Source organism: Desulforamulus profundi, assembly GCF_002607855.1.
Window position 1 is genome coordinate 1 of sequence record NZ_AWQQ01000055.1, and the last position, 23,235, is coordinate 23,235.

At 52.1% G+C, this 23,235-nt stretch carries 22 protein-coding genes, 4 pseudogenes and 1 riboswitch; of the genes and pseudogenes, 21 read left to right on the forward strand and 5 right to left on the reverse strand.

Annotated features, from left to right (window positions below; genetic code table 11):
• Positions 1-210: 210 nt before the first annotated feature.
• Positions 211-387, reverse strand: coding sequence for a hypothetical protein (locus P378_RS19555; RefSeq protein ID WP_180261056.1), 177 nt, complete (start codon positions 385-387; stop codon positions 211-213).
• A gap of 175 nt (positions 388-562) precedes the next feature.
• The gene (locus tag P378_RS09925) at positions 563-1,141 is read right to left on the reverse strand and encodes a L,D-transpeptidase family protein (RefSeq protein ID WP_099083235.1); all 579 of its coding nucleotides are present in this window, start codon (positions 1,139-1,141) and stop codon (positions 563-565) included.
• A gap of 287 nt (positions 1,142-1,428) precedes the next feature.
• On the opposite strand from P378_RS09925, the gene ispE reads away from it, so the two are divergent.
• From ispE to P378_RS21620, 8 genes and pseudogenes are all read left to right on the forward strand, one after another.
• Positions 1,429-2,277, forward strand: coding sequence for a 4-(cytidine 5'-diphospho)-2-C-methyl-D-erythritol kinase (gene ispE, locus P378_RS09930; protein ID WP_099083145.1), 849 nt, complete (start codon positions 1,429-1,431; stop codon positions 2,275-2,277).
• A gap of 91 nt (positions 2,278-2,368) precedes the next feature.
• Positions 2,369-3,061 (forward strand): GntR family transcriptional regulator, encoded by a 693-nt coding sequence (locus P378_RS09935; RefSeq protein ID WP_099083146.1) that lies wholly within the window; start codon positions 2,369-2,371, stop codon positions 3,059-3,061.
• Positions 3,054-3,836, forward strand: coding sequence for an NTP transferase domain-containing protein (locus P378_RS09940; protein ID WP_099083147.1), 783 nt, complete (start codon positions 3,054-3,056; stop codon positions 3,834-3,836). Before P378_RS09935 ends, P378_RS09940 begins: the two co-directional genes overlap by 8 nt.
• 62 nt (positions 3,837-3,898) lie before the next feature.
• Complete coding sequence (gene ilvA, locus P378_RS09945; protein ID WP_099083148.1) at positions 3,899-5,116, forward strand: threonine ammonia-lyase; 1,218 nt, start codon at positions 3,899-3,901, stop codon at positions 5,114-5,116.
• 117 nt (positions 5,117-5,233) lie between these two features.
• Positions 5,234-5,488: a septation regulator SpoVG gene (gene spoVG, locus P378_RS09950; RefSeq protein ID WP_099083149.1), complete on the forward strand. Its 255-nt coding sequence runs from the start codon at positions 5,234-5,236 to the stop codon at positions 5,486-5,488.
• Positions 5,489-5,676: 188 nt separating this feature from the next.
• Positions 5,677-7,040, forward strand: a pseudogene (glmU, locus tag P378_RS09955) (bifunctional UDP-N-acetylglucosamine diphosphorylase/glucosamine-1-phosphate N-acetyltransferase GlmU).
• 146 nt (positions 7,041-7,186) lie between these two features.
• Positions 7,187-8,133: pseudogene (locus tag P378_RS09960) on the forward strand (ribose-phosphate diphosphokinase).
• Positions 8,134-8,453: 320 nt separating this feature from the next.
• The gene (locus P378_RS21620; RefSeq protein ID WP_238473103.1) at positions 8,454-8,618 is read left to right on the forward strand and encodes a hypothetical protein; all 165 of its coding nucleotides are present in this window, start codon (positions 8,454-8,456) and stop codon (positions 8,616-8,618) included.
• Positions 8,619-8,846: 228 nt separating this feature from the next.
• Here the strand turns inward: P378_RS21620 and P378_RS22945 are convergent, their stop codons facing one another.
• Positions 8,847-8,975: a hypothetical protein gene (locus tag P378_RS22945; protein ID WP_274378691.1), complete on the reverse strand. Its 129-nt coding sequence runs from the start codon at positions 8,973-8,975 to the stop codon at positions 8,847-8,849.
• A gap of 134 nt (positions 8,976-9,109) precedes the next feature.
• Between P378_RS22945 and P378_RS09965 the strand changes: the two genes are divergently transcribed.
• The 9 genes from P378_RS09965 to P378_RS24120 all read left to right on the forward strand — a co-directional run bounded on the left by P378_RS09965 (position 9,110) and on the right by P378_RS24120 (position 15,217).
• Positions 9,110-9,316, forward strand: coding sequence for a hypothetical protein (locus tag P378_RS09965; RefSeq protein ID WP_238473104.1), 207 nt, complete (start codon positions 9,110-9,112; stop codon positions 9,314-9,316).
• A 61-nt stretch (positions 9,317-9,377) separates the two neighbouring features.
• A riboswitch (SAM riboswitch) is annotated at positions 9,378-9,486 on the forward strand.
• Between the two features lie 90 nt (positions 9,487-9,576).
• Complete coding sequence (locus tag P378_RS09970; RefSeq protein WP_099083151.1) at positions 9,577-10,776, forward strand: homocysteine biosynthesis protein; 1,200 nt, start codon at positions 9,577-9,579, stop codon at positions 10,774-10,776.
• Positions 10,777-10,796: 20 nt separating this feature from the next.
• Positions 10,797-11,198 carry an NIL domain-containing protein gene (locus P378_RS09975; RefSeq protein WP_099083152.1) on the forward strand — a complete coding sequence of 134 codons (402 nt, stop codon included), beginning with the start codon at positions 10,797-10,799 and terminating at the stop codon, positions 11,196-11,198.
• 1 nt (position 11,199) lies between these two features.
• Positions 11,200-11,958, forward strand: a complete 759-nt coding sequence (locus P378_RS09980) for a UPF0280 family protein (protein ID WP_207654021.1) — start codon at positions 11,200-11,202, stop codon at positions 11,956-11,958.
• 139 nt (positions 11,959-12,097) lie between these two features.
• Entirely contained in the window at positions 12,098-12,322 is a 225-nt protein-coding gene (locus P378_RS09985) for a hypothetical protein (protein ID WP_099083153.1), read from the forward strand.
• A gap of 105 nt (positions 12,323-12,427) precedes the next feature.
• Positions 12,428-12,847: a ferritin family protein gene (locus P378_RS09990; protein ID WP_099083154.1), complete on the forward strand. Its 420-nt coding sequence runs from the start codon at positions 12,428-12,430 to the stop codon at positions 12,845-12,847.
• 204 nt (positions 12,848-13,051) lie between these two features.
• A complete protein-coding gene (locus tag P378_RS09995) occupies positions 13,052-13,903 on the forward strand; it encodes a sensor histidine kinase (RefSeq protein ID WP_180261057.1) in 852 nt (283 codons plus the stop codon).
• Between the two features lie 190 nt (positions 13,904-14,093).
• Positions 14,094-15,158, forward strand: a complete 1,065-nt coding sequence (locus P378_RS10000) for a response regulator (RefSeq protein WP_099083156.1) — start codon at positions 14,094-14,096, stop codon at positions 15,156-15,158.
• A complete protein-coding gene (locus P378_RS24120; RefSeq protein ID WP_420795992.1) occupies positions 15,131-15,217 on the forward strand; it encodes a hypothetical protein in 87 nt (28 codons plus the stop codon). The genes P378_RS10000 and P378_RS24120 overlap by 28 nt, the downstream gene beginning before the upstream one ends.
• A 293-nt stretch (positions 15,218-15,510) precedes the next feature.
• On the opposite strand, the gene trhA is transcribed toward P378_RS24120, so the two are convergent.
• Together trhA and P378_RS10010 are read right to left on the reverse strand one after the other, a co-directional pair.
• Entirely contained in the window at positions 15,511-16,164 is a 654-nt protein-coding gene (trhA, locus tag P378_RS10005) for a PAQR family membrane homeostasis protein TrhA (RefSeq protein WP_207654022.1), read from the reverse strand.
• 320 nt (positions 16,165-16,484) lie between these two features.
• Positions 16,485-17,447, reverse strand: a complete 963-nt coding sequence (locus P378_RS10010; RefSeq protein ID WP_099083157.1) for a PRC-barrel domain-containing protein — start codon at positions 17,445-17,447, stop codon at positions 16,485-16,487.
• A gap of 121 nt (positions 17,448-17,568) precedes the next feature.
• Here P378_RS10010 and P378_RS10015 point away from each other — a divergent pair, with 121 nt between their 5' ends.
• The 4 genes and pseudogenes from P378_RS10015 to mfd all read left to right on the forward strand — a co-directional run bounded on the left by P378_RS10015 (position 17,569) and on the right by mfd (position 23,187).
• On the forward strand, positions 17,569-18,201 hold the full coding sequence (locus P378_RS10015) for a 50S ribosomal protein L25/general stress protein Ctc (RefSeq protein ID WP_099083158.1): 633 nt from the start codon (positions 17,569-17,571) through the stop codon (positions 18,199-18,201).
• A gap of 106 nt (positions 18,202-18,307) precedes the next feature.
• A pseudogene (gene pth / locus P378_RS10020) lies at positions 18,308-18,942 on the forward strand (aminoacyl-tRNA hydrolase).
• A gap of 149 nt (positions 18,943-19,091) precedes the next feature.
• Entirely contained in the window at positions 19,092-19,532 is a 441-nt protein-coding gene (locus P378_RS10025) for a hypothetical protein (protein ID WP_099083159.1), read from the forward strand.
• A 146-nt stretch (positions 19,533-19,678) separates the two neighbouring features.
• Positions 19,679-23,187: pseudogene (mfd, locus tag P378_RS10030) on the forward strand (transcription-repair coupling factor).
• The last annotated feature ends 48 nt before the right edge of the window (positions 23,188-23,235 follow it).

Consider the following 23,235-nt stretch of genomic DNA (forward strand, 5'->3'; position numbering starts at 1 on the left):
GTTGATTATATGTGGATTTATTGGTATCCTTGTCCATGCGATGTCTCCTTATTTTTGAGATTATGGACAGGACTACCTGTTATACCTCAATTATAAGGAGATTTTAATCATTTTTACAGGATATTGCTGGAAAAACAATGATTTATTGGTTTTTTTCTAGAATTTTAGATATTGACATTTTGGAAATTTATTTATGCAACGCTAGTGATTTTAATCTTCCATATCCAGTTTTTGGGGCATCATGATGACGCCAAAGGTCTTCGGGTCCGTGATCAGGGTGGACGCATCCTTCAGGGGGTAAATCAATTCCGGGCTGGTGGCAGTGCCCACCACCGTATGGTTTTGCCGCGACCAAAAAAGACCTGATGACTGGTAAATTCCGGCCACCGGGTCTTCAGGGGCCATTGCTGGGAGAAAAACAATAATTCTTTCTTGTACGAAAAATTATAAGTTCTTGTTTGTTATTTAATAATATAACTGCATCATGTACTGGATTTGATGTCAGGTGTGCACAAATAAAACATATTCTGGCCTTATTACAGTGACAAATTCCTTGTAAAGTTTATTTAGGAATGTAAATAGTTTGCCCCACTTCCAACCGATCGGGGTCAGCCAGAGGATTGGCCGCCAGCAGGGCATCCAAAGAGACGTTATATTCCCTGGCGATTTTCCAGAGGGTGTCGCCGGGCCGCACCACATGCACCGTGTGGTCCAGCGGGGGGCCGCTCCCCGGGGCGGGTTTGGGTGCGGCGCCCCCCTTCTGGTTATAACCGGGCACAGCAGCAATGCGAACCGGTGTCCCCACCGGGACCTGGGGGAATAGTTCTTCCGCATTCTGGTTGTGCATACGAATACACCCCAGCGAAACCAGTTTGCCGATGGAAGACGGGTTATTGGTGCCATGAATGCCATAATTGCCTCCGGGGATATTTAACCCCATCCAGCGGCTGCCCAGCACGCCGCCGGGGTTGGTTACTTTATTGACCACTTTATAGTCACCCGCAGGCGTGGGAGTTGAGGATTTTCCCACCCCCACCGGATAAGTTTTTGATAATTGACCCCCCACATAAACACTCAGCTGCCGGGTTTGAGGGTTGATAAACAGCTCAATACCGGCACGGTACATTTTAGCATCGGTCATCTTGCCGCCTCCTTTCAGGTCCGTTACTTCCATACTATGAAAACCCGCCTGCATGGGGGCCAGCGTACCGCCAGTATTTTTTATCCTTGGGTAGTAAATAATAGGAAGTAAAAGCTTAAGGGCATTTCTTACGGGTCTAGCTGTCAGCCATCAGCCATCAGGGTCAAAGGCTGAATGCTGATAGCTGAAGGCTGACGGCAGGACCCCAAAGAAATACCTATGAGCAAAAGAAGGTTTTTCCACCGGACGTGGGGAATAGCAGTTTATTATTGCTTAGGGGGGAGAACATGGGACTGAGGCTGAATGCCCATGCCAAGATAAATCTAACGCTGGATGTCCTGTCCCGGCGTCCCGACGGGTACCACGAAGTGGAAATGATCATGCAGAGCATCGCACTGCATGACACCTTGGAAATGGAGTTTGAACCAAAGGAAATCGTTCTTACCGTGTCGGGGGTTCGTGTAACTGCCGGCCAGGACAATCTGGTTCTGAGGGCCGCCCGCTTGCTGCAGCAGCAGGCCGGGCCGGAGGCCGGGGCGAGAATTCACCTGCACAAGGAAATACCGGTGGCTGCCGGCCTGGCCGGCGGCTCCACCGATGCGGCTGCCGCCCTGCGGGGACTCAACCGGCTGTGGAACCTGGGGCTTGGTAATGAACAACTGGTGAAACTGGCCGCCCAATTGGGGGCGGATGTATCCTTTTGCCTGACGGGCGGCACCGCCGTTGCCAGGGGCATAGGGGAAATCCTTACACCGCTGCCTCCGGCGCCCGCCTTTGGCGTAGTCCTGGTGAAACCGGCTTTTGGGGTCAGCACCGCAGCGGTTTACAGGGGACTGGACCTGGCGGACCTGGGCCGCAGGCCCGACACTCCGGCCATGGTCGGTGCCCTGCAGAAGGGGGACCTGGACCTGGTTGCCCGAAACCTGTGCAACGTGCTGGAGAGTGTCACCTTAAAGCTGCACCCGGAACTGCAGACCATTAAAGAACGGCTGCAAGAGGCGGGGTGCAGGGGCGTATTAATGTCCGGCAGCGGGCCCACCGTGTTTGGCTTAACCGCCGATCAAAAAACAGCCGGTGAAATTGCCCGTCGAATCAACCTGCCGGAATGTCGGGTTTTGGCGGCCTTTATGGTATAATGTGGTATATAAATGAAAGCAATCCTTTACGAAGGAAAAAAGTAGCTGCTGACTAGGTTGGGGACCAAGAATGATTAAGGGGGCGGAGAGAATGAGTGAACCAAGATTAGTACCGATTAAATTGGATGCTTACAAGCCTTTGCGGGAGATTGTTTTTGAGACCCTGCGGGAGGCCATCCTGTCCGGCAAACTGGAGCCCGGAGAACGATTGATGGAAATTCAGCTGGCCGAAGAAATGGGTGTCAGCCGCACCCCTGTCAGAGAAGCCATCCGCAAGCTGGAACTGGAGGGTTTCGTGGTCATGATTCCCCGCAAGGGAGCCTATGTGGCGGGCATTTCCTTAAAGGATGTAACCGATGTTTTCGAGGTACGGGCCGCGCTGGAGGCGCTGGCCGCGGGGCTGGCCGCCGAACGGGCCACCGAGGAAGAGATTGAACAACTGCAGAGATCCCTTTTGGCTTATTCCGAGCAGACCAACCGGCAGGACATCAACGGCATTGTGGAAACGGACACCGATTTTCACGATCTGCTTTACAAGGCCAGCCGCAACGAGCGGCTGCAGCTCATTATCACCCACCTGCGGGAAGTGATCCAGCGGGTGAGGACGGTATCCCTCTCCCAGCCGGGCAGAAGCAAAGATGCCGTGGAAGAACACCGGCAGATTGTGGACGCCATCGCGGACCGCAATGTAGAGCTAAGCCAGACGTTAGCCAGAGAGCATATCTATAATGCGGAAAACAGCATGTTAAATTCCCTTAAGGGGGCACAAAAGAGGAATGATTGATGCGCTGGTTTTGGCCGGCAGTCCAAACAACGGAGCATTAAAAAACACAAGCAGGGAAAAATATGAAGCCCTGATTAAAATTGGGCCATGCAGCATGGTCACCTATGTGGTGAATGCCCTGAAAAATTCGGGGCAGATCGGCAGAATTCTGGTGGTGGCCCCCCCGGCCGTGAAGAAGGTGCTGTCACCGGAGGTCCATTGGGCAGCATCCGGCCAAACTATGATGGAAAATCTCCAGCGGGGTTGTGCTCTGATGGAGCGCCCCTTTTTGCTGGCCACTTGCGACATCCCGCTGCTGACTCCAGGGGCGGTAACAGGATTTTTGGGCCTTTGCGGGGACAACCGTGACGATCTTTATTTCCCGCTGGTTCCCAGGGAAGCGGTGGAGGGAAAATACCCCGGGGCCAAACGGACATATGTGAAATTTAAGGAAGGGGTTTTCACTGGGGGGAACCTGTTTTTGGTCAACCCCCGGGTGGTTAAACATTGTCTGGGCATCGGCCGGGAGTTGATCCATTTACGTAAAAACCCCCTGGCCCTGGCGCGCCGGGTAGGAATCTCCCTGCTCTTTAAACTGCTGCTGCGGGTTCTGACACTAAAGGAAGTGGAAGAGAGGGCTTCCCGGCTGTTGGGCATCAAGGGCCGGTCGGTCATTTGCCCTTACCCGGAGGTGGGGATGGATGTGGATAAACCGGCGGACCTGCAATTGGCGCGCCGGGTGCTGGGATTTGAAGAGCGGCAGGTGTCCGCCAAGGAACTGTGCAGGGTGCCATAAAAGATTTCGTATTAAAACGGCCCGGTATTATCCTTTAACTCAGACCATAAGGAGCAGGCAGAATGGCCAACAGGTTTGTAACCCTCAACGACATTTTTGAAGCCAGGGAACGGCTGAAGGGCATCAGCAGGCATACCCCGCTGGAACCCTCTGAATTTTTCAGTCAAATGACCGGCTCCAACGTATTTTTAAAGCTGGAGAACCTGCAAAAAACCGGTTCCTTTAAACTAAGGGGCGCCTACAATAAAATAGCTGCCCTGGGGAAGGACGCCGGTAAAGGTGTGGTAGCGGCTTCGGCGGGCAACCACGCCCAGGGAGTGGCCCTGGCCTCCAGCCAGGCATCCATTCCGGCCACCATCGTCATGCCCGAGGGGGCGCCCATTACCAAGGTGGAAAGAACCCGCTCCTACGGTGCCCATGTGGTGCTGGCGGGGCAGGGCTACGACGATGCCTTCCGCCGGGCCCGGGAGATCCGGCAGGAAACCGGGGCGGTCTTTGTGCATGCCTTTGATGACCCGCTGGTGATCGCCGGGCAGGGTACCGTCGGGCTGGAACTGCTGGAAGACCTGCCCGATGTGGAGGCGGTTTTGGTTCCCATCGGCGGCGGGGGGTTAATTTCCGGCATCGCCTGCGCCATCAAGGAACAAAGACCGGAGGTGCGAATCATCGGGGTGGAAGCCTCGGATGCACCCTGCATGCTGCAGGCCTGCCGCATTGGCAAAGTCCATGAATTAACGTCCGCCCAAACCATTGCCGACGGCATCGCCGTACGCCGGCCGGGAGACCTTACCTTTGAAATGGTACAGCATTATGTGGACCAAATTGTCACAGTGGATGACGAGGAAATCGCCTGGGCCATTTTGATGCTGCTGGAAAGCTCCAAGCTGGTGGTGGAAGGTGCCGGGGCGGTGGGGATCTCCGCCTTGCTGCATAAAAAATGCGACCTCTGCGGCAAAAAAGTGGCGGTTATCCTGAGCGGCGGCAATATTGATGTGAACGTTATCTCTATCATTATTGAGCGCGGACTGGTAAAGGCAGGCCGATATCTAAGGCTGCGCACCATTGTCACCGACAAACCGGGTTCCCTGCAAAAACTTTTGTCTGCCCTGGCGGCCAGCGGGGCCAACGTGATTTCCATAGCCCACGACCGCATTAAGCCCAACGTACCCTTAAAGCAGGCGGAGGTGGAAATCTCCCTGGAGACCCGCAATGCCGACCACATTGCAGCAATTGTCGAATCCTTAGAAAAAAAGGGGTATGTGTTGGATATCTTGAAATAATACGAAAAAACCGCTAGAGAAATTAAAAGAAAGTTTTGAAATAAGCAGGAATTTCCTTTCCACTGCAGAATTAACTAGCCCAACAGAAGTTGACGCAGCGGAAGGTGGTGAAAAATCTTGCATGTAACCGATGTGCGGGTACGAAAGGTACTCATGGAGGGCAAAATGAAAGCCATTGTGTCCGTCACTCTGAATGACGCCTTTGTGATCCACGATGTCAAGGTTGTTGAGGGTCAAAACGGTTTGTTCGTGGCAATGCCCAGCAGAAAAACTCCGGACGGCGAGTTTCGTGATATCGCTCACCCCATTAATTCTTCAGCCAGAGAAATCATCCAAAATGCCGTACTGCAAGCCTACCAGGAAGCCATTTAACTCTATGGCCAAAAATATTCTCAGGGAGCATACAAGCTCCCTTTTATTTTTCTAAATATTCTTTGTATTATTGGTTTTTGTCATTATAAAAAGGAAATCATGCTTTTTTGTGGTAAAATTACGGTTGGTAGAAAAACTTGCGCCTGATAAGGATATGATATAGTAAGAAAGAAAAAGGGGGGCACCGGATGGAACTTGCTGCGGTAATCCTGGCAGCCGGCAAAGGAACCAGAATGAAATCGGATTTACCAAAAGTGTTGCACAGGGTAGGCGGCCGGCCAATGTTGGGGCATGTGTTACATTCCGTGATTGGTGCCGGAGCTACCAAAACTGTGGTGGTGGCCGGCTTTGGAGCCCAACAGGTGACGGATTTTCTGGGAGACAGTGCCAGGGTGGTGCTGCAGGAAGAACAGTTGGGAACAGCCCATGCTTTGCTGCAGACAGAAGGTGAATTTGCCCGGTGCACCGGTGACCTGCTGGTTGTTTGCGGGGATACGCCCCTTTTGCGGGCGAGTACCCTGGCGACACTGGCCCGAACCCACCGGGAATCCGGAGCGGTGGCTACGTTGCTCACCGCAGAGATGGCTGACCCAACGGGATATGGCCGGGTGATTCGGACGACCGCCGGGAGCGTGTCCCGCATTGTCGAGCAAAAGGACGCCTCACCGGAAGAACTCATGGTCAAAGAAATCAACACAGGGGTCTATTGTTTTAGCGTGCCCGGACTGTTTGACGCGCTCAAGGAAATATCCCCTGCCAATGCCCAGGGGGAATATTACCTTACGGATATTATTCAAATTTTTGTAAACAGGGGACTCACCGTGCAGGCAGTAACCCTGGAGGATGCCCGGGAGGTGCAGGGAATTAATGACCGCATTCAGCTCTCCCAGGCAGAAACGGTCCTCCGCCGGCGGGTGCTGGAGGAACTGATGGTCCAGGGTGTTACCGTTATGGATCCTGACAACACCTATATCGACCCGGACGTCAAGATCGGACGGGATACCGTGGTCCTACCCTTTACCTTTCTGCAGGGGAAAACCGAAATCGGCAGCCATTGCACCATCGGCCCCGGCAGTAAGATTACCGACTGTGTGATTGGAGATCAGGTGGAAATCCAATATTCGGTCCTGCTGGAGAGCCGTATCGGCAGCCATACCGTGATCGGCCCCTATGCTATATTCGTCCGGGAACCGTCATCGGGGAGCACGCCAAGGTGGGAGACTTTGTGGAAATTAAAAAATCCACCATCGGCAACGGCAGCAAAATACCCCATTTGAGTTATGTGGGGGACGCCACCATCGGGGAAAAGGTCAATGTGGGGGCAGGCACCATTACCTGCAACTACGACGGGAAAAACAAGTACCAGACCATCCTTGAGGACGGGGCCTTTATCGGCAGCAATACCAACCTGGTGGCCCCGGTAAAGGTGGGCCGCAACGCGGTGGTTGCAGCGGGTTCCACCATTACCAAGGATGTGCCGGAGCACGCCCTGGGAGTGGCCAGGGAGCGCCAAACCAATCTGGCCGATTGGGCGAAGAAAAGAAAAGAGTAGTCTTTAGGGTTTTGCTTCCAGCCTTTAGCCGCCAGCTCTCAGCCTTTACGTTTTTCTGTGGGTTAGCCTACGGTCTTGACAAATGTATGTCAATAACCCACCATTGACTGATGGCGGGTATAAACTTTATTTTTGGAGGTTAATCAATGTCTTCCGGTAGCAAACGATTAAAAATATTTGCGGGGAACGCCAACCCGGAATTAGCCAAGGAAATTTGCCAGTACCTTGGCGTCGCCATGGGAAGGTCCCAAGTAATCCGTTTCAGTGATGGGGAGATCCGGGTGAAAGTGGATGAAAGCGTGCGGGGCTCGGATGCCTTTATCATTCAGCCCACCTCCACACCGGTCAATGAGCATTTAATGGAAATGTTAATCATGGCCGATGCCCTGCGCCGGGCCTCCGCCCGCCGCATTACAGCGGTAATCCCCTATTACGGGTATGCCCGGCAGGACCGTAAAACCCGGGCCAGGGATCCCATTACCGCCAAACTGGTGGCCAACATCCTGACGGCCAGCGGCTGCCGCAGGATGATCACCATGGACCTGCACGCCGGCCAGATTCAGGGCTTTTTTGACATTCCGGTGGACCACCTGCCGGCGGTCCCTATTTTGGCGGAGTACTTCCAGCAAAACCTGAAGGATGATGTGGTGGTGGTGTCGCCGGACATCGGAGGGGTGACCCGGGCCAGGGACCTGGCAGAGCGCATCGGCGCGCCCCTGGCCATTATCGATAAACGGCGCCCGGAACCCAACGTGGCCGAGGTTACCAATATCATCGGCAGCATTAAGGGCAAAGCGGTCATCATGATTGATGACATTATCGACACCGCCGGTACCATTACCAAAGGAGCCGCTGCCTGATGGAACGGGGGGCCAAGGAAATTTACGTCTGCGGCACCCATGCGGTTCTTTCCGGCCCGGCCATTCAACGGTTGGAGGAATCAGTTATTAAAGAGGTGGTTATCACCAACACCATTCCCCTGCCGCCAGAAAAAATGATTGATAAAATTAAGGTATTGTCTGTGGCGCCTCTGCTGGGTGAAGCTATTATTCGCATACATGAAGATCTTTCCGTCAGCAAATTGTTCTCATAAAGGATACAACCCCGGTGTATTTAACACAGCCGGGGTTTTTGCTTTTCTTATCGGTTTCACTTTCCCGGCAGAAGGGGTCGGACTTTCCGGATGGGCAGATAAACTTTAATCTTACATTTTCCTGTCAATTGTCCACCTCCACACAACCTCCATAGGACCCTATGCTATAATTTTTCTATATTTCACCGGAGGTGACGGAGACATGGCCCGCGTAAATCAATGGGTGTAATTCCCTTTGAACCCGAGAGAAAATTTGCCGCCAAGTATTTCCGCAAGGAATTCCGGGTACGGGTGGTGGTAAAGGGGGCACTGGAAGTCGTTTGCCCCGTTGCAAAACCATGTGGTCGGAGAACGGCGTGGTGGATGTGGATGCGAAAAAGCTGCAGGAAGAGGCGCACCTGCTGGCGGCAGCCTGTATCATTGCAATTGTCATGGAGATTTTTAAATGGGTGACCAAACCCTCCGTAACGAAACCAGACCTCTAAAGCATTCCCAAATGACCCGAAGCCCCGGTCCTTAGAAAAGAATTAAAAATTATAAAGAAGTTTTTTGCCAACAAAAAGCCCGTGATCAGTTGATCTACGGGCTTTAAACTTAAGATAAAGCGGACGAAATAGGACTATAGTCCCAGGAGCATAGGACTTAAGTTCTAAATCTTTTTTTCTATCTTGCGCGGGGAAACAGTTGGGGTATAAACTAATTAGGAACCCCATCTACCAGTGGGCGGACCAGTTGTGGTAAAAATCAATGTTCATTTCACCCTCAGGCTCTTCCGGTGAATAGGACCAACTGCTGACGCCTGTTTCCAGCATATCGGGCCGGGATTCTTCCTGGCAAGTCATTACCATCACCCCCTGTTCATGATTAGGGTTTGACAAAAGAAAGCTGGTTATGCACGGCAGCAAGCAAGACCGGTTACCATAAGTAGAAAGCATTTTCTTTATGACATAATTAAATACGGAGGTACAGCATCTATATGCAGCAAAATATCAGTTATTTACAAAATAACGGGCTGGAAGTTACCGATATGAAAAACCAGGAAGTTTTTTGGGTAAAATTCCCTACAGGGTACCGGATCATCATGGATCGCATGGAATTAACAGGATTGGTGCAATTTTTTAAACTTCATGAAGACAAGGGACCCGGGGTTATTGAGATGTTGTACCGGGTTAAGAAAAATTAAGTTGACAAATTGATCGGTTGATTGCTAAACTTACAATAATAATAATCAAATTCATACTGTGCTCTTATCCTGAGAGGTGGAGGGACTGGCCCAATGAAACCCGGCAACCATCCGGCACGAACCGGACAGGTGCTAATTCCTGCAGAAGATTTTCTTCTGGCAGATAAGAGGTGTGCTGCGACTGCGATAATCAAAACCTCTTCTGTTGAGAAGAGGTTTATTTCATGTCGGGGGCAGAGAGCACGAAGGGAGGACAAAAAATGGGTGTTGAGCGTACCTACGCGGAAATTAATGCCCGCATCAAGGCGGGCAAAGCGGTGGTTCTCACCGCTGAAGAAGTCATAGGAAAAGTGAAGGAACAGGGGTTGACCAAAACCACTGCGGAGGTCGACGTGGTTACCACAGGAACCTTTGGTCCCATGTGTTCTTCGGGTGCTTTTTTAAACTTTGGTCACTCGGCGCCCCGCATGCGGATGAGCAAGGTCTGGCTCAACGGGGTCCCGGCCTATACCGGCATCGCTGCGGTGGATGCTTACATCGGCGCCACCGAGATTGCGGAGGATGACCCTGCCAATAACAATTATCCCGGTGAGTTCCATTACGGCGGAGGACATATCATTGAAGACCTGGTGGCAGGGAAACCTTTAAAGCTGGAAGCAATTTCCTACGGCACCGATTGCTATCCCCGCCGGGAGATTGAAACCACCGTGACCCTCCATGACATCAACGAAGCCATTTTGTTTAACCCGCGCAATGCTTACCAGAATTACAACTGTGCCGTAAACCTCGGGGATAAGACCATTCATACCTATATGGGGACCCTGAAACCCCGGCTGGGCAACGCCAACTACTCTACCTCCGGTCAGCTGAGCCCGCTGATGAAAGACCCCAATTTTGCCACCATCGGCATCGGCACCCGGATTTTCCTGGGCGGGGGCACCGGCTATGTGGTCTGGAACGGCACCCAGCACTTTCCCGGCTGGCTAAAAGACGGTGAGGGAAACATTGTCGGCTCCGCCGGCGGTACCCTCTCGGTGCTGGGAGATCTTAAACAAATGAAGCCCCAGTGGCTGCGGGGCACCAGTTTTCAGGGCTATGGCGTTACCTTGACGGTGGGTCTGGGCATTCCCATTCCCATCCTGAATGAAGAAGTTTTACGGTATGCTGCACTCTCCGATGAAGAACTGCACGCCCCGGTGGTGGACTACAGCGAAGGCTATCCCAACCGTGTGCCCGGTAACCTGGGCCTGGTCAGTTACGCCCAGTTGAAATCCGGCAAGATTACTGTACAGGGAAAAGAAGTGCCCACCGCGCCCCTTTCCAGCTACCCCAAGGCCAGGGAAATTGCCCATACTCTGAAGGAATGGATTCGAAAGGGTGACTTCCTGTTGGGCGAACCCGTACAACTTCTGCCCGGGCCTGCCGCCGGGCTGACCGGTAAGGTTCTGGAATCTAAGTAACGAGCAAAGGAGCGGTTGATATGGCACCTCATAAAATTGTATTACGGTTTAGTCCCACCACTTCAGACCAGCCCATTATCTATCACCTGGTGAAGGACTACGATCTGGTGGTCAATATTATCAAAGCCAAAATTAACCCCCACATGGAAGGTACCATGGTTTTAGATCTGGATGGGGAAAAATACGAAGAGGGAATTCAGTATCTGCGGGACCAGGGGATTACCGTGCATCCCCTGACCCAGGAAGTGGTTCGCAACCACGACCGCTGCACCAGTTGCGGTGCCTGCACCGGGCACTGCCCCGCCGGCGCGCTCTACATGGAGCGCCCTTCCATGGAGGTGCAGTTTAACGGCGACAAGTGCGTGGTTTGCCTGCAGTGTTTGAAGGTTTGCCCGGTCCGGGCCATGGAGGTAAGAATTTAAATTGGATTATACCGAGCGCACCTACCGTTCCCTGCACCGCCAGGGGGATCTCGTCCATTTTCAAGTAGCTGTTCGGGAGACCGATCTGGATATCGGTGTACGGCGGGAACGTTTTTCCCCGGAACTGGTACGCCGGGTGGAAGAATTGGTAAAAAAAGAGCGGTCAGCCCTGGAGGAATACATTAAAAGGGACCCGGTTTTCAAAACCAGCCTGGTCCCCCATGCAACCGGGGACGGCGCCCCTCAAATGGCGGTGGATATGGCCGGGGCAGCCCGGTTGGCCGGGGTGGGGCCCATGGCAGCAGTGGCCGGGGCCTTTGCCCAATGGGTGGGGAAGGCCCTGGCCCGGCACTCCCGGGATGTCATTGTGGAAAACGGGGGCGACATTTTTATTAAGACCGCCCGGCCCAGGAAAGTGGGTATCTTTGCCGGACCGTCTCCCTTTACCCACCGGATTGCCCTGGAAATACAGCCGGGCCAGACCCCGCTGGGGATCTGCACCTCCTCGGGCACCGTGGGACACTCGGTAAGTTTTGGTAAGTCCGATGCCGTTGTCATTTTATCCCCTTCCACCCCGCTGGCGGACGCAGTGGCCACCGCCGCCGGGAATCTGGTGCAAAGCGAAGAGGATGTGCAAAGGGCGGTGGACTTTGCGGCCGCCATCCCGGGGATCGTTGGCGCCCTGGCCATTAAAGGAGAAAAATTGGCCGCCTGGGGACAGATTAAGTTGGTACCCACTGTTTTGAGAGGTGAGAGGTGAGAAGTTAGAAGTGAGAGTAAGAAAAATCTCACCTCTCGCCTCTCGCTTCGTTATGTGGTTGCGCAATCCACAAGAAATCAGTCCATCATTGCCACGTTTGTATAGTATAATGGATAAAAACACAGGGTGGTGCAAGTCAATGAAAAAACCCGTCTGTCCTATTTGTGATGTTGAAATGGTGATGATTATGTCCGAAGACAGCCTGAACAAAGAACCCCAAATTTTTGCCCTCAACGAACTGGTCCGCAAGCCCGATGGCACCTATGGAATCAATCCGGAGCGGGGACTGCCGGTGCTGATTGCATTGTGTGAGTCCTGCGGCTACATCATGCAGTTTTCTGCCCATAAAATAAATATGGAGTAACCCCTTTATAGTAAAGCAATAAAATTGCAAGACTTTTGTTATGGTAATCATTTAAAAACAGCATTAAAATGAGGATGTGATAAATACTGTCAAGGGGGAACGGGGATGCATCTAACAGTAAATGACATCTTAGATGTTGCCATTAAATCAGAAGAAAGCAGCTGTAAATTTTATAAGGAAATGGTTGGTCAGGCAAAGAATCCGGAGACTGCCAGATTACTGGAGAAACTGGCCCAGGACGAGCAGGATCACCTGGACTACCTGTTATGGTTAAAGTCCGGTGAGCCTATTAATGAAGAGGTCTATTTCGACGGTCTTGAAGAGGCCGGAGAATTAAACCCGGACATGACACCTAAAGAAGTTCTGACGGTTGCCATGCAGCGGGAGGGTGCCGCTGCCAAAATGTACCGCCAGATGGCGGATATTTTTAAAGCGCAGCCAGATAAACACTTCGTCTTTGAACGCATGGCCAGGGATGAAGACCATCACGGCGACGCCATCGCCAGGATGATGGAACAGTTTTAATTTTTGAAGTTTAAACTCCTTTAGAAAAATCCTGAAGGAGTTTTTTATAGTATTTTTGGGTAATGGAAAAACATTAGTGCACTTACTAATTCTCTTAAATTATGCAAAATTTGCAAAAAATGTCTTTCATGAGCAGGTAATTGCTGTAAAATGTATAAATATATAAGTGGCTCCGGATCTTGTTTCCTTATCAGGGGTGTTCTTATGAAGGAAGAGAATATGAAAAAATACCAGGAACAACTGGAGAACTTGGTCTTAGGACGCACCTATGAGTTGATGGAGACCAATAAAAAGTTACAACAGGAAATCATGGAGCGCAGGAGGGCGGAAGAAACCATCAAGGAACTAAATGACATCCTGCAGCGCAGGGTGCTGGAGTTGGATCATACCAACAAGGAATTGGAATCCTTTAATTTCTCCGTTTCCCACGACCTGCGTAATTACCTCAGAGGCATTGACGGTTTCAGCCTGGCCCTGCTGGAAGATTACTCCGACCAACTGGATGAACGGGGCAAAGAATATCTTCACAATATCCGGCAAGCTGCCAGGTGCATGGAACGGTACATCCAGGATTTAGTAAATTTATCAAAGGGCAACCTCTTCCAGCTGTTCTTTGAAGAAATTGACCTCAGCAACCTGGTGGAAGAGATTGCCAAAGAACTGCAAAGGCTGGAACCAGGACGCAAGGCGCGTTTTATCATTACACCAGGTCTGGCGGCCACGGGGGATAAACAACTCCTGCGGATCGCCCTGGAAAACCTGTTGGACAACGCCTGGAAATTTACCGGCAAGCAACCGGAAACCCTAATTGAATTCGGCATCACCCGGAACAGGAATGTAGAGGCTTTCTTTCTCCGGGACAACGGGGCAGGTTTTGATATGGCGTACCGGGAAAAACTTTTCCAACCCTTTCAACGCATGCATGCTCTGGCGGAGTTTCCCGGTACCGGTATCGGTCTGGCCACCGTTCAGCGCATTATTCGCCGGCATGGGGGGGACATCTGGGCCCAGGGTGGGGTAGGTAAAGGAGCGATGTTTTATTTTACACTGAAATAGTACGTTTTTATTTTGAATAAATGCCACTTTTCGCATCATACCCCGCTTATTTCAGAACAGAGCGCGGGGTTTTTGTTTTTTACAAAACATTGCATTTTACCAAAAATATGGTAGATTAGGGAGGGGTAAATCTTTTTGTATACAATTGGTGACCCAACACAGTCTTTAAACAGGGGGTTTTTTTAGAAGAATGGAAGATAAAATCATTTTACTGGTGGAAGATAATCCCACGGATGTCAGCCTGATTTTGCGCGCCTTTGAAAAAAGCAGAATGTTAAATAAGGTTGTGATAGCCCGGGACGGGGAGGAAGCACTGGATTATCTTTTCGGGACCGGGGTTTATGCCGGGCGGGACGTTACAGATACGCCAATGGTGATTCTGCTGGACTTGAGGCTGCCCAAAATCAGCGGGCTGGAAGTCCTGCAGCGACTGCGGGCCAATGAACACACGCGGCTGGTCCCGGTCGTGGTTCTCACTGCTTCTATGGAAGACAAGGATGTCCTTGACAGCTATCATTTAGGCGCCAACAGCTTTGTCCGTAAACCCCTTGATTTAAATGAATTTGTTGAGGCCATCATTCACCTCGGCTTATACTGGTTGGTAATTAATGAAATCCCCCGCATAACCAATTTCAGCCGGTTTGAGCAAGAAATGGTCCGTATCGACTGGCTCAATCTGGTGGGACAAATGGCCCCGGGCATCGCCCATCAATTACGCAACCGCATGACCGGTGTCAGGGGTTTTTTACAAATGATAAACGAACGGGAGGAGTTTCTGGCACACAGGGACTACATCAAGCTGATGCTGGGGGAATTGGACGCTGCCAATTCAATTATCTCCCAATTTCTCTTTTTAACCAAAAGGAAGGGTGAAGATTTAACATTACAAAATCTCAACACCCTCCTGGAATCCCTTTTGCCGTTGATCAAAGCGGAAGCGGCTGATACCGGTAAAGACATTTTCATCCAGTTGGAGGATGTTCCTGACCTAATGTTGAACGAAAAGGAAATTCAACATTTGACCCTGAACCTGGTCCGTAACGGCCTGGAAGCAATGCCGGAGGGGGGGCACCTTACCCTTAGGACGGCCGGCACAGAAGAATATGTGGTGTTATCGGTGCAGGACCAGGGAACGGGCATTGATCCAAACACCATGAATCAACTGGGCACTCCCTTTTTTACCACCAAACCCGAGGAACCGGACTTGGTCTGGCCACCTGTTATACCATTGCCAGGAAGCATAACGCCAGGATGATTATCGAAACCGGCCCGGCCGGAACCACCTTTCACGTACGGTTCAAGCGGCCTGATTAGGAGCAACCTGAAAAGCTTAGTAAAAAATGTTCAAGCCAGACCGCTGACGATTAAGCAGGGTCTGGCTTTGTTTAGGCCAAAATTTCTTTGGCTACTTTCAAGGCGTAATCAATATCCCCGGCGGTTAAGTAAAGCACAGCCGTTTATTTTTGAAGCAAACAATCCAAAACAAACCAAATTTTCAGTATTTACTTCCTATTTCAACTTTCCCAAAGGGTAGTGCATAAAATAACCATATTAAACCAGAAAACGTGCAGACCTAACACTGGTGTGCACGTTATGGTTGCCTTAAACTAAATAAACATAATATATTTCATCATTAACCAGAAATGGCTGAAACTCCCGGCCATCACAAAAAGGTGAAATACTTCATGAAAACCAAACCAGCCGGGGACAATGTTCGGCGGCCACTTGGTACCGTAAAAAACCGCTCCTATTGTGTAGAAAAAACCCCCTAATGCCATCCAAATAAGGCCTCCCATGGAAAGGGTTTGAATTAACGGCCAAAAAGCAACGACCACCAGCCAACCCATCACAACATAAAGCAAGGTTGAAAGCCAGCGTGGTGTCTCCATCCAGAAGATTTTAAGCACAATGCCCACAATGGCCAGCGTCCATACACCCACCAGCAGGGAATAGCCCCAACCCCCTTGCAGCGGAATCAGGCAAACCGGCGTATAGGTGCCGGCAATTAAAACAAATATCATCATATGATCAATCCGTCGTAAAACAAGGACCCCCTTCGGGGATAAGGGCAATAAATGATATAAAGCGCTGGCCGTATAAAGCAGAATTAAACTGGCACCAAAAATAGAAAACGAAACCACATGCCGGATGTCTCCGTAGTATACGGCATTATAAACCAGTAAAATCAAACCTATGATGGATAAAAGCGCTCCGGTTAAATGGGTTAGCCCGCTAAAGGGATCTCTTAATTTACCAATCATATTTTCCACCTCGTAGGTCTTAGGATTGACCGATTTTATTTTTTGAGATTTGCCATTTATCAGGATTTTCCTGCCGGCCTTTTTTATTCCTGTCAGAAATAAATCGTTCCATTAGATTATTCCATGAATAAACACGGCTCTAACAGGTTTTTCCTATTAATAATACCCTAATTTTTTAGCGTGTAATCCGTGATTAAATCGTATGAACTATACCAGCGTATTGCATATTTACGAAATAAGCAACAATCTGATCTATGTTTCAAGCGATAGGAAGCAAAACAAACAGCCTCGCGGGAGGCTGTTTAAAGGAGAGAAGTTAACTATTCCTTTTTATTTTCCTTGTCCGGGTTTTCTTCATTTTCTGTATCGGATTCCTTAACGTCACTTTCAGTTACTTCTTCTACAGCTACTTCTTCTACAACGGAATTGTCTTCCTTTGGGTTTTCGGGCTCAGGGGTTCCATCAACGACTTCCTCTTCCCGGGTGAAGGCATCCGGCGGCAGATCCTTGACTTCCACTTGATCTTCAACAGGTGGGGCAGAACGGGTTAAAGGTTCTTCATCCTCTTCACATTTATTCTTTCCTCTTACTTTCTCCAGCAGGCTTTCACCCAGATCTTTCAGACTGCCGAGATCCTTCGTTTTGCTTTCCAGTTCCTCTTTGGTCTTGCTGCTTATTTCCTTGGTTTTACTGCCCAGTTCTTTGGTCTTTTGCAGGGTGCTTTCCCAGATGTGGCTGGTGCTGTCCTTAATTTGCTTGACTGTTTCCTGCAAGCCGCCGTCAATCTTGACGGTATTCTCCATGGCGTCGTTGGAGGCCACCACCAATTCCTTGCCGATGGTTTTAACAAAACCAATGTCCAGGAATGACTTTCCTTTAATAATACTGTTGAGCAAATTGCCGGTAATCTCTAAACCAACAATGCTGCCGGTGGTTTCTTCCACGAAATACTCATCCACCTCGCCCAGGTGGGAGCCGTTTTCCACGATGACCTTGCAGCCGATAATTGTAACTTTATCCTTGTATAGTTTTAAAATATCCGGCAGGCTGGTACCCTTTTCCACCACCGCGCTCCGGTCAATGGTAATGGCATCGGTGCCTACACTGCGCACCTTTCCGTAAGGGGCAAATTTCTGCTCACTGAACCAACCTTTTTGCTCTATAATCAGGGCGGCAACTTTTTGTTGAACAGGATCAATCACCAACCCCTTGACGGTCCCCATCTGCTGGCCTTCGGCAATGCTAATCACAGGCATACCGATAAACTTCTTGCTCTTGCGCATAAGAAAAGGCCCCCTTTAATTCCATACTCTTTACCATCATCTTTATGCCCCGGCATTGTTTGATATGACCATTAATAGGGAATAATAGAAGCAGTGATAAGATTGTTAGGGGGTCAATGTTATGGCAGATGCAGCGTTAGATGCCAATATCAGGGAAGGGCGCACCAAATCCAGTTTAAAGCAAATCAGGGACAGCGGAGCGATTCCCGGTGTGGTTTACGGCAAACAAATGGGAACCATGGCCATTTCCGTAGATGCCAAAGACCTGAAAAAGATTCTTGGTTCGGTAACCGGTCGTAACACACTGATTAGCATGAATGTTAACGGTGGCAAGCAGACCGTGATGGTAAAAAGCCTGCAAATGGATCCTTTACATCACCAGATCCAGCACGTGGATTTCCAACAGGTGACGGAGAATACCAAGGTCCGCACTGTGGTACCGGTGCAGTTGGTGGGAACGGCGAAGGGTGTTGCCCTGGGAGGTGTCGTACAGCATGACCTGCGCAGCGCCGAAGTGGAGTGTTTGCCCAGCCAGATTCCGGATGCCATCAAAGTGGATATCAGCGATCTGGAAATTGGCGATGCCCTGTCGGTCAGTGATTTGAATGTACCGCCGGGAGTGAAAATACTGGATCACCCGCATACCACCGTGGTCGGCGTGGCCGTCATGAAGGCGCCTGAACCCGCCGGCCAGCCGGAAGTACCGCCGGAACCCATGGAAGAGGCCAAAGCTAAGACCACTGAGAAGGAATAAGCATCCAATCGGCCTGCCCTCAAACGGGCAGGCTATTTGGTGCATTTTGCTATTGCCTCCAACTGCTTACTAGGGTACAATACCTTCGGTAAAGGAGGTTGCTTTTATGAAATTGATCGTAGGCCTGGGCAATCCAGGTGCAGAATATGCGCAGACCAGGCATAACATAGGCTTTATGGTTGTGGATAGTCTGGCCGGGGAATTGGGGCTGGATGTAAACAAGAACCAGCATAAAGCCTGGTGGGACAAGCGCAGATTGGCGGCCAAAAGGTGATTCTGGCCAAACCCCAAACCTACATGAACCTGAGCGGCCAGGCAGTGGTTGCCCTGCTGAACTGGTACAAACTGACGCCCCGGGATGTCCTGGTAATTACGGACGACATGGACCTGCCGCCGGGCTGCCTGCGTATTCGTAAAAACGGCAGCGCCGGGGGACAAAAAGGATTGAAGAACATTATCGAACTGCTTGGCACCCAGGATTTTGCCCGCATGAGGGTGGGGATCGGGCGACCGGAACATGGCGCGGTGGGCCATGTCCTGGGAAAAATCACCGGCACCGAGGCAGAGCTTGTGGGACCCGCCATCGCAGCGGCAGTGGATGCCGTAAAGGTATGGGTGCTTGAGGGCACCGAAAAAGCCATGAACAAGTTTAACCAAAAGCCCAAAAGCCGGAAGGAGAAACCAAAGACGGACGGCCACAAGGAAAACAACGGCCCGGAGGAAGCCCCTGCACAAGAATAACCCATTTAAAACGTTGAGCTTATTAAAGTTTTTTCGGTTCTAGGGAACCCTATAGCCAAGACGGCCGTCCATTGATGGCTGATGGCTGATGGCTGATGGCTGATGGCTGATGGCTGATGGCTGATGGCTGATGGCCCGGGAGGTGTTCCATGCCTGAATTGATCCAGGCCCCAGATATTCCTTTCGCCCTGGCTGCCACTATTCTGGCCGCCGGCACAGCCTGGGCGGTGAACGGCCGGATACTGCCGGCCACAGGCAACAAAGGCATTACCTACCTGACCCCCCTGGCGGAAGAAGCGGCCAAGACCCTGTGGGCGGTGTTCCTGGGGGCGCCTGTTCTGTGGACCCATGCGGGCTTTGGCATGGTGGAAGCGCTGGTGGAACTGTGGCGTAGGGGTGCCAGGGGAGTGGCGGCAGGCTGGACGGCTTTGGCGGCGCACAGCCTGTTCGGTTTCATCACTGCACGGGTTTACAGCGGCAGCGGTCTTTTACCGGCCCTTTTGGTGGCAACCCTGACCCATACCGCCTGGAACCTGGCGGTGGTTTACTATAGCGGCCGTGCCAAGAGCCGCTTGACGGGACATAAATAACTGGGATATAATTTGCCTGCAAAAGGGCACTAACATAAGAATAGAACCAAAATGCCTGGTGAAGATCATGGGGAAAACCTACCCCGTCATCTTCTGCCAGGCTGAAGCCGTTTACCCCTCTCACTTCTCAAAACACAGGAGAACAAATGAACGGACTATTACGGCCATTAGAGTCAACAATTGAATATCAAAACCTGCTACAGGGGCTGGAGAAAGGTTTTACCCAGCAGATGGTGTTCGGGTTGTCCGGTTCCCAGCGCAGTTACCTGTTCGCCGGGTTGGCGGCTGCCGGCCGGCCGATTTTGGTGGTTACTCCGGGAGAGACCGAAGCAGGCACCCTGGTGGACGACTTGACCTCCCTGCTGCCGGGAATTCAGGTACAGCCCTTCCCGGTGTGGCAGCTGCTGCCCTACCAGGTACTGGCCCACAGCAACGAAGTGCTGGCCCAGCGGCTGAGGGTGCTGGAGAAACTCACGGCGGGCGAGTCCATGGTGGTGGTCACCTCGGTGGAGGCGCTGTTGCGAAGACTGGCGCCGCCCGAAGTATTTCGCCGGGTCAAGCTGGAACTCTCCCTGGGCCAAAGGGTGGACCTGGAAAAATTGCGCCTGGACCTGGTGGAACTGGGTTACGAAAGAGTGGACCTGGTGGAGGGACGGGGGCAATTTTCCAGCCGGGGCGGCATCCTCGATATTTATCCCATGACCGCGGCCAACCCCGTGCGCATTGAGTTCTTTGATGACGAAGTGGATTCTATCCGCCACTTCGATGTGGCCAACCAGCGGTCCCTGGATAAGTTAAAGCAGATTCGCATCACCCCCTGCCGGGAACTGGTGGTAACCCGGGAGGCCTGGCAGCGGTGTGAAGAGAACTATGAACTGGAATATAAAAATCAATTAAAAAAGTTACAACGTTCCGGGTCGGTGGACGCGGTGCACCAGCTTTCCTCCCAGGGCGCCATGGTGCTGGAGCAAATCCGCCGCAGAGTACCCTTTGCGGGGATGGAGCAGCTTCTTTCTTATTTTTATCCCGAGCCGGTCACCCTGCTGGACTATTTCTTTGAACAACCCCTACTGCTGGTGGACGATCCCATCCGTTTTAAGGAAGTGGCGGACACCATCCTCAAAGAAAGAAACGAGATCTACACCGACCTGCTGGGCAAAGGCAAGGTGCTGCCCGGTCACTTCAGCAGCTATTTGGAGTGGCGCCAGCTTTTGGCCCCTATGGAGCGGCGGCAAGGGATCTACTGTTCCTTTTTGCCGCGTAATCCCCAGTATTTCAGACCCCAAAACGTTGTCAACTTTTCGGCCAAGGCCATGCACAGCTTCCTGGGCCACTCGGAAGTGCTGGCGGACGAAATTCGTCACTGGCGGCGGAGAAGCTATGCCGTGGCCCTGCTGGTATCCGCCGAAGAAAGGGCGGCCAACCTGCTGCGGTTGTTAAAGGACGCCAAAATTGATGCCTTCCGGGTCAAACAGCTGGACAACGAAGTGCGGGAAGGCAATGTGGTGATTACCGTGGGCCAGCTGGCCAACGGTTTTGAATTGATTTCCGCCCGCCTAGTGGTCATTACCGATGCGGAAATATTCGGCCAGCGCAAAAAGGCCCGCAAGCACCGGGCCCGGCCGGATGCCAAAATGGAACCCCTGGCGGACTTAAAGGCCGGGGATTACGTGGTTCACGTCAATCATGGCATTGGCCGCTACCTGGGCATGATTACCATGGATATCGGCGGCCTGCAAAAGGATTACCTGCAGCTGCAGTACGCAGGGGAAGACAAACTCTACGTGCCACCGATCAGGTAGGGATGCTGCAGAAGTACCTGGGAGCGGAAGCCGACCACCCCAAGCTTTCCCGGCTGGGCGGCACCGAATGGTCCAAAGCCAAGGCCAAGGTGCGGGAAGCGGTGCGGGATATGGCCAAAGAGCTGCTGGAGCTCTATGCTTCCCGCCAAACCGTGAAGGGCCATGCATTTTCGGAGGATACGCCCTGGCAGGCAGAATTTGAGGCGCTGTTCCCCTTTGAGGAAACACCGGACCAACTGAGGGCCATTGAGGAAGTAAAACGGGATATGGAAAAAACCAGGCCCATGGACCGGTTGCTTTGCGGCGATGTGGGCTACGGGAAGACCGAGGTGGCCCTGCGGGCAGCCTTCAAAGCGGTCATGGACAACAAGCAGGTGGCGGTACTGGTGCCTACCACCATCCTGGCCCAACAGCATTACAACACCTTCCGGGAGCGGTTTGCCAATTACCCGGTGCGCATCGAGATGCTGTCCCGCTTCCGTACGCCCAAAGAGCAGAGGCAGGTGCTGGCCGGGCTGGCCATCGGGGAAGTGGACATTGTCATCGGCACCCACCGCCTGGTGCAGGACGATATCCTTTTTAAAAACCTGGGCTTTCTGGTGGTGGATGAGGAGCAGCGCTTCGGGGTCAGCCATAAGGAAAGGCTTAAACAGATGCGCAAGAATGTGGACGTATTGACCCTGACGGCCACACCCATCCCCCGTACTCTGCACATGTCACTGGTGGGGGTGCGGGACACCAGCCTGCTGGAGACCCCGCCGGAGGAACGGTTCCCGGTCCAGACCTACGTTTTGGAGGAGGACCCGGTCTTAATCCGGGAGGCCATCCGGCGGGAGCTGAACCGGGGCGGCCAGGTTTACTTTGTGCACAACCGGGTCATGGATTTGGACCGGTTGGCGGGTTGGCTGCAGAGCCTGGTGCCGGAGGCCCGCATCGGGGTGGCCCACGGCCAAATGAAGGAAGATGAACTGGAACAAATGATGCTGGAGTTTATGGACGGTGCTTATGATGTGCTGGTATGCACCACCATCGTGGAAACCGGTCTGGATATTTCCAATGTGAATACCCTGATTGTGAAAGACGCCGATCACTTTGGTTTGTCCCAACTTTACCAGCTGCGAGGCAGGGTGGGGCGGACCAACCGGTTGGCCTACGCCTATTTCCTGTTCCGGCGGGATAAGGTATTGACAGAGGTCAGCGAGCGAAGGCTTTCCGCCATCCGGGAATTTACCGAGCTTGGCTCCGGCTTTAAAATTGCCATGCGGGATTTGGAAATTAGGGGCGCCGGCAATATTCTGGGGGCCCAGCAGCACGGGCACATCGCCGAGGTGGGCTTTGACCTGTACTGCCGCCTGCTGGAAGAAGCGGTCCAGGAGGCCCGGGGTGAAAAGGTGGAGCAGGTGGTGGATACAGCGGTGGAACTTCCGGTGGAAGCCTACATTCCCGACACCTACGTGCCCGACGGCAACCAGAAGGTGGAACTGTACCGCCGCCTGGCCGCCATACAGGACGCCTCGGAAATTTCCGACCTGGAGGAGGAACTGGTGGATCGCTACGGCAACCTGCCCGAGAGCGTCCGCTGCCTGCTGCAAGTCACAAAGCTAAAGATTACAGGCAGGGAGCTGCGCATCAAAAGCATCAGCCGGCAGCAGGGCAATTACAGGCTGTTGTTTGCGCCCGAGGCGCCCCTGGACGGGGAAAAACTGGTGGCTGTCAGTGAGAAGTATAAGAATAATGTTAAGTTTCATACCTCTCCCGAGGGATTTGAAATAAAGCTGCTGACCCGGGACAAGGGTGAAATCGGACTTAGAAAACTGGAACAATTAGACACTTTCCTGGGCCGGCTGAAATAACTTGCCGGTCCATCCTTATCGTTGTATAATGGCGGTATCATGCAAAAG

Coding starts and splice junctions, on each gene's coding strand:
- P378_RS09965 (WP_238473104.1), top strand. CDS start 9,110: ATGCAGCAAAATATCAGTTATTTACAAAATAACGGGCTGGAAGTTACC.
- P378_RS09985 (WP_099083153.1), top strand. CDS start 12,098: ATGAAAAAACCCGTCTGTCCTATTTGTGATGTTGAAATGGTGATGATT.
- P378_RS09995 (WP_180261057.1), top strand. CDS start 13,052: ATGAAGGAAGAGAATATGAAAAAATACCAGGAACAACTGGAGAACTTG.
- P378_RS10010 (WP_099083157.1), bottom strand. CDS start 17,447: ATGCGCAAGAGCAAGAAGTTTATCGGTATGCCTGTGATTAGCATTGCC.
- trhA (WP_207654022.1), bottom strand. CDS start 16,164: ATGATTGGTAAATTAAGAGATCCCTTTAGCGGGCTAACCCATTTAACC.
- P378_RS09975 (WP_099083152.1), top strand. CDS start 10,797: ATGGCACCTCATAAAATTGTATTACGGTTTAGTCCCACCACTTCAGAC.
- P378_RS09935 (WP_099083146.1), top strand. CDS start 2,369: ATGAGTGAACCAAGATTAGTACCGATTAAATTGGATGCTTACAAGCCT.
- P378_RS09940 (WP_099083147.1), top strand. CDS start 3,054: ATGATTGATGCGCTGGTTTTGGCCGGCAGTCCAAACAACGGAGCATTA.
- P378_RS09925 (WP_099083235.1), bottom strand. CDS start 1,141: ATGACCGATGCTAAAATGTACCGTGCCGGTATTGAGCTGTTTATCAAC.
- P378_RS10025 (WP_099083159.1), top strand. CDS start 19,092: ATGCCTGAATTGATCCAGGCCCCAGATATTCCTTTCGCCCTGGCTGCC.
- P378_RS10015 (WP_099083158.1), top strand. CDS start 17,569: ATGGCAGATGCAGCGTTAGATGCCAATATCAGGGAAGGGCGCACCAAA.
- P378_RS10000 (WP_099083156.1), top strand. CDS start 14,094: ATGGAAGATAAAATCATTTTACTGGTGGAAGATAATCCCACGGATGTC.
- ilvA (WP_099083148.1), top strand. CDS start 3,899: ATGGCCAACAGGTTTGTAACCCTCAACGACATTTTTGAAGCCAGGGAA.
- P378_RS09970 (WP_099083151.1), top strand. CDS start 9,577: ATGGGTGTTGAGCGTACCTACGCGGAAATTAATGCCCGCATCAAGGCG.
- P378_RS22945 (WP_274378691.1), bottom strand. CDS start 8,975: ATGACTTGCCAGGAAGAATCCCGGCCCGATATGCTGGAAACAGGCGTC.
- ispE (WP_099083145.1), top strand. CDS start 1,429: ATGGGACTGAGGCTGAATGCCCATGCCAAGATAAATCTAACGCTGGAT.
- P378_RS09990 (WP_099083154.1), top strand. CDS start 12,428: ATGCATCTAACAGTAAATGACATCTTAGATGTTGCCATTAAATCAGAA.